We start from the raw sequence: 2,048 nt of genomic DNA on the forward strand, positions 1-2,048 counted from the left end.
TTTGTGCGCTTGGCAGCGCAATCGACTAAGGAGTGGAAGTCTCCAGTACACCGCGAGGTGGCGGAAGTACATAGCTGAAACATAGTGCGTAGTCCGTGAGGATAGGTGCGGAGGATGTGGAGGCAAAACCCGGAACAGGCGGCAAAACCATGTTGGCTGACGGAGCCGGATAACCCTGCAAAGGAAGGGAAAGTCCAATACCACTAATGGGCTCCGGAAGTTAGGAGGACTGGATTCGGGGGAAAGTCGGTTGACGTGACCCAAGGAGATCTCATCGTTTCCGCCACAAGCGGTAACCCTAATTCAAGACCGTGAAGGTCAAGGTAAGGCTATGGATGGTGAGAAGTCAGACGTAGGGATAATAGTGAATAAGTTTGCCGGAAAGGCCGCAAAGGTAAACGAATCGGCACCAGGTTGCCGGTGCGGGCATCGACTCAAAAGGCGATGACTCGTGCGAAGCCCGAAACCGTGGAAGAAGAGAGACTGAGGGAGGCCATGCGCCAGACAGGAGCCGGTGAGCTACGATGTGCAAAGAGCCGGGGAATGAACATAAGGAGAAGCCGTCTGGGGCGAGTACTGACAGGGACATGGAGATTGCCGAAGGCTACAAACCATGGGACTGAAAGGGAAGGAGAACGGGCATGGAGGAACAAGGAAGGAACAGTCACTCTCGTGAAGGAGCAAATCAAAGAGAACGCAAGTGGTACAGCCTTATCGACAAGATATGGGCGAAACCAAACCTGGAGGAAGCCTTTAAGGAGGTCAAGCGCAACCGAGGCGCGGCAGGGATCGATCGAATGACCATCAAGGCGTTCGAATCGCAGTTGGAACACCATCTAGAAGTAGTTCAACAGACACTCAAGAATAAAGCCTATCGGCCGAAGCCGGTGAGACGTGTCTACATCCCGAAAGCGGACGGAACGCAAAGGCCGCTGGGCATTCCTACCGTGGGAGACCGAGTCGTACAAGCCGCGGCAAGGCGCATACTGGAACCGATCTTCGAGGCCAAATTCATAGACTGCAGCTACGGGTTCCGCCCGGGTAGAAGCGCACACATGGCGCTGCAGAAGATCAGGAAGGATCTGAACGACGGATATCGGTACGTTATCGATGCTGACCTGAAATCATACTTCGACACCATCCCACATGAAAAGCTCATCGGGATGGTTAGAGAAACGATCGTGGACGGAAGCGTCTTGTCCCTGCTGGATAAATTTCTTAAAGCTGGTGTGCTCGAAGGCGGAAGCTTTCATCTGAATGAGCAAGGAACCCCGCAAGGCGGGGTTATCAGTCCCTTACTAGCCAATATCTATCTTCACCCGCTGGATCAAGCGATGACCGAACGAGGCCATCGACTGACACGCTACGCGGACGATTTTGTGATCTGTTGCCAAACCCAAAAAGGAGCAGAACGCGTCTTGAAATCCGTCATCAAGTTACTGGAAAAAGAGATGGGATTGAAGGTTCACCCGGAGAAGACGAAAATCGTGAACAGCAAGAAGGAGTCGTTCGTATTTCTTGGACATGAGTTCAAACCGGGAAAGTACATGACCCCATCAGATAAGGCAATGACGAAATTCAAAGAACGGGTGAAGGAAATCACGAGACGAAACCAGACCGTGAATGTACAGCAACTGGTGAAGAAAGTGCTCAATCCTTACTTGCGAGGATGGGGCAACTACTTCGGTACAGGGGATGTAAAGGGAAGATTTCTGGAATTGGATGCATGGATCAGAAGACGACTGCGTGCCGTACAACTGAGAAGCTGGCGGAAAGTTAGGAAACTTCATCGCGAAATGCGAAGAAGAGGATGGGACAATCGAGAAATGCCAGGTCTGCGAATGACAGCGTGGCGAAGCTCACATTCCACGTATGCTCAATATGCGTTGCCAAACAAATGGTTTGAGGAAATCGGTCTATGCAGTCTTTATGCGATTTGCAAAGATCTTCATCCCCAACGGGGATAATCACTGGAGGAGCCGGATGCGATGACCCGCACGTCCGGATCTGAGAGAGGCCTATGCGCATGCGCATAGGCCTACTCGATT

Annotated in this window: 1 protein-coding gene; it reads left to right on the top strand. The window is 51.9% G+C overall.

Translation table 11 applies throughout. From position 1 onward, the window contains the following. Nucleotides 1–641: 641 nt before the first annotated feature. Nucleotides 642–1,967, top strand: a complete 1,326-nt coding sequence (ltrA, locus tag KP806_RS27415) for a group II intron reverse transcriptase/maturase (protein WP_224726930.1) — start codon at nucleotides 642–644, stop codon at nucleotides 1,965–1,967. Nucleotides 1,968–2,048: the final 81 nt, after the last annotated feature.

Origin of the sequence: Paenibacillus vietnamensis (assembly GCF_020169515.1) — a bacterium.
Lineage (GTDB): Bacteria > Bacillota > Bacilli > Paenibacillales > Paenibacillaceae > Pristimantibacillus > Pristimantibacillus vietnamensis.